The organism is Methylopila musalis, from assembly GCF_042679725.1.
In the GTDB taxonomy this organism is placed as follows: Bacteria; Pseudomonadota; Alphaproteobacteria; order Rhizobiales; family Methylopilaceae; genus Methylopila; species Methylopila musalis.
The window spans coordinates 1-3,598 of the sequence record NZ_JBHTMX010000249.1; the positions used below are offsets into that span (position 1 = coordinate 1).

The 3,598-nt window shown below is 70.0% G+C and carries 4 protein-coding genes; 3 read left to right on the plus strand and 1 reads right to left on the minus strand.

The genetic code is table 11. The annotated features are described in order from the left end of the window. The 3 genes from ACFQ4O_RS16105 to ACFQ4O_RS16115 form a co-directional block, all read left to right on the plus strand. Positions 1-551 (plus strand): HugZ family pyridoxamine 5'-phosphate oxidase (locus tag ACFQ4O_RS16105; RefSeq protein WP_378777154.1); only part of this gene is annotated, 551 nt, incomplete at its 5' end. Between the two features lie 263 nt (positions 552-814). Beyond that, positions 815-2,425 carry a phosphoenolpyruvate carboxykinase gene (locus ACFQ4O_RS16110; protein ID WP_378777159.1) on the plus strand — a complete coding sequence of 537 codons (1,611 nt, stop codon included), beginning with the start codon at positions 815-817 and terminating at the stop codon, positions 2,423-2,425. Between the two features lie 89 nt (positions 2,426-2,514). Further along, complete coding sequence (locus tag ACFQ4O_RS16115) at positions 2,515-3,012, plus strand: DUF3617 domain-containing protein (RefSeq protein WP_378777155.1); 498 nt, start codon at positions 2,515-2,517, stop codon at positions 3,010-3,012. 89 nt (positions 3,013-3,101) lie between these two features. Here the strand turns inward: ACFQ4O_RS16115 and ACFQ4O_RS16120 are convergent. Continuing rightward, positions 3,102-3,598, minus strand: a 497-nt coding sequence (locus tag ACFQ4O_RS16120; RefSeq protein WP_378777157.1) for a TIM44-like domain-containing protein, incomplete at its 5' end; no start/stop codon positions are given.

Genomic DNA, 3,598 nt, shown 5'->3' on the forward strand with positions numbered 1-3,598 from the left:
GGCACGCCGCCAATCTGGCGCGCGACCCGCGGGCGAGCCTGCTGTTCGCGGAAAGCGGCGCCGGCGATCCCCTCGCCCATCCGCGCGTCAGCGTGATCGGCCGCGTGGCCGCGGCGGACAAGGAGGCGCGCCGCGCCCGCTGGCTGGCGCGCCAGCCCGAATCGGCCGGCTATTTCGACTTCGCGGACTTCCGCATGCTGCGGCTCGAGCCGTCGAGCGCCCATCTCGTGGCGGGCTTCGGCCGCATCGTGGAGCTGCCGTGGGCCGATCTCGCCACCGACGTCTCCGACGCCGCCGGGCTCATCGAGGCCGAGGCCGGGGTGGTCGCGCACATGAACGAGGATCATGCGGACGCGACCCGGCTCTACGCCACCGCCCTGCTCGGCGCGCCGGACGGGGCGTGGCGCTTCGAGGGCTGCGACCCGCTCGGCGTCGAGATCGGGCTCGACGGACGGGCGCTCTACCTGCCGTTCGCGACGCCTGCGAAAACCGCGACCGACGTGCGCAAGGAGCTGGTGCGGCTGGTGGGCGTCGCCCGCGAACGGGGCTGAGCCTCCTTTCAGCGAAGCTGTAAGTCGATCGGCTTCATTTCAGCCGGTCTTCACAAGTCGTCGCCATGTGTTCGCGAAAATCTCACGCCGCATACGAAAGTCGGCGTGAAGTCCAGATAACGATATCGGAATATGTAGACCTAAGGAGAAACATCGCCAGCTTGCCGCCGACTTGGGTTTCTCGCCATGCTTAGGCCAGTTTTATCTGACCCTAAAGGCATGAAGGAGCGCGCGGGAAGCGCGGATGAACAATGGAGACGACATTGCGGCAGATCGGCGAATGGAACGAGGCGCACGGCGCGGAGGCGTTCGGCTTCGAGGAGCTCGCCGGGCTCAACTGGAACCTCGAGCCGCCGGTGCTGGTGGAGCGCTCGCTTCGCCGCGGCGAGGCCATGCTGTCGTCCAGCGGCGCGCTGGCCGCGGAGACCGGCGTCCACACCGGCCGTTCGCCCAAGGACAAGTTCATCGTGCGGGACGCGGAGACGGAAGGGACCATCTGGTGGGACAACGCCGCCGCGCTGACGCCCGAGCAGTTCGACGCGCTCAAGGCCGACTTCATCGCCCATGCGCGCGGCCGTGAGCTGTTCGCGCAGGACCTCAACGCCGGCGCCGATCCCGCGCACCGGCTGAAGGTGCGGGTCTACACCGAATACGCGTGGCACTCGCTGTTCATCCGCACCATGCTGATCCCGCCCGCCCGCGCGGATCTGGCGGACTTCACGCCCGAACTCACCATCCTCGACCTGCCGGGCTTCAAGGCTGATCCCGAGCGCCACGGCGTGCGCTCCGAGACCGTGATCGCCATCGACCTCACCCGGCGCATCGTGCTGATCGGCGGCACGGCCTATGCGGGCGAGATGAAGAAGTCCGTGTTCTCGGTGCTGAATTATCTGCTGCCCGAGCGCGGCGTCATGCCCATGCACTGCTCCGCCAATGTGGGGCCGGAGGGCGACGTGGCGGTGTTCTTCGGTCTGTCGGGCACGGGCAAGACCACACTGTCGGCGGACCCGTCGCGCACGTTGATCGGCGACGACGAGCACGGCTGGTCCAAGGACGGCGTGTTCAACTTCGAGGGCGGTTGTTACGCCAAGACCATCCGGCTGCGGCCGAAATCCGAGCCGCAGATCGCCAACGCCATCCGCCGCTTCGGCGTCATCCTCGAGAACGTGCCGCTCGATCCGGTCACCCGCCAGCCGGACTATGACGACGGCTCGCTGACCGAGAACACCCGCGCCGCCTATCCGCTGCGCTATGTGCGCAACGCCAGCGCCACGGGCCGCGCCGGCCTGCCTAAGAACATCGTGATGCTGACGGCCGACGCCTTCGGCGTGATGCCGCCCATCGCCAAGCTGACGCCGGCGCAGGCGATGTACCATTTCCTGTCCGGCTACACCGCCAAGGTGGCGGGCACCGAAACCGGGCTGAAGGAGCCGCAGGCCACCTTCTCCACCTGTTTCGGCGCGCCCTTCATGCCCCGGCCGCCGCAGGTCTATGGCGCGCTGCTGAAACGGCTGATCGACGAGCATCAGGTGACCTGCTGGCTGGTGAACACCGGCTGGACCGGCGGCGGCTATGGCGAAGGCCAGCGCATGCCGATCGAGGCCACCCGCGCGCTGCTCGCCGCAGCGCTGGACGGCCGGCTCGGCGAGGCCGAGACCTATGTGGACCCGAATTTCGGCTTCGCCGTGCCGGTGGCGGTTCCGAGCGTCGCGCCCGAGCTGCTGCGGCCGCGCGACAACTGGGCGGACGCGGCGGCCTATGACCGGGCCGCGCGCCGGCTGGTGGAGATGTTCACCCGCAACTTCGAGAACTTCGGCGACGTGGAGGCTGAGGTGCGCAACGCTGCGCCGGGCTTCCGCGCCGCGGCGGAGTGAGCCGTCCGCATCGTTCGGATGGCGGAGGGGCGGCCGGCGACGGCCGCCCTATCTGTTTCGCCTGCGACACCGCGCAGGAGAGACGCCCCATGACACGCGCACGCACATCCATCGCCTTTCTCACGCTCATAGGCGTCTTCGCGGGCCCGGCGTTGGCCGCGGAGGAGATCCCCGCCCGCGCGCCGGGCCTGTGGGAATCCGTCAGCCGCACCGAGGACGGCGTCACCACGGCGCGCCAGTGCATCGACGCCACAACGGACCGCAAGGCGCGCGAGACCACCGCGGGCGCCGTCAGCTGCACGAAGAACGAGGTGACGCGCACCGCGGACGGCTACGCCACCGAGACCCTGTGCAAGGTGGGGCCGCTGACCGCGGAGGGCCGCGGGCGGATCACCGGCGACTTCACGACCAGCGTGACGATCGAGACCACCACCACGCTGACGGGCCTGCCCGACGCCGCCGGGCCGACCGTGCGCAAGACCGTGATCGAGAACCGGCGCGTGGGCGATTGCGGCCCCGGCCAGAAGCCGGGCGACATCATCCTCGAGGACGGCAGCGTGGCCCCGACCCCCGGCACGCCGCGCTGAACTCCAATTCGCCGCTGAACCCATGACAAAAGCCCCGGATCGGCGATCCGGGGCTTCGTACATCTCGTCCGTCAGGAACGTCGGGGCCGTCAGGCGGCCTGCTGGATTGCGGACAGCGTCCAGGCGCCGCCGCGGGGGCGCACGAAGGTCCAGAGCTCGGTCGCCTCGACCGGGCGGTTGGGATCGCCGTCCACGAGGCGGCCGGTGGCCCGGTCCTCGACCACGTCCACGAGGCCGTAGCGCATGGCGACGGTGGCGTAGTCGCGGGCGTCCTCACGCCAGGCTTCCGACAGGTCGCCCTGCAGCAGCTTCACGTCGCGCACGCGGTTCACCACGCCGCGCTCGCGGTCCTGGTCCAGGTCGTCGCGGAACACATCCACCATCTCGGCGCTGGCGAGACGGCTCAGCTTGGCGAGGTCCTGCTCGGAATAGGCGTACTGCACGTCGGACAGCAGCCGCTCGAAGGCGTCGAAGTCGCCGCCGTCGAGCTGGATCGGCGTCACGGCTTGCGCCGCGGCGGCGCGACCGCCGAAGCCGCCAAACCCGCCGAAGCCCGAGCCGCCCGCGGAGCCGCCGGCCGGGGGCG

What these genes read in the sequence shown, in the direction of transcription:
- ACFQ4O_RS16115 (WP_378777155.1), top strand. Translation starts at nt 2,515, where the DNA reads ATGACACGCGCACGCACATCCATCGCCTTTCTCACGCTCATAGGCGTC.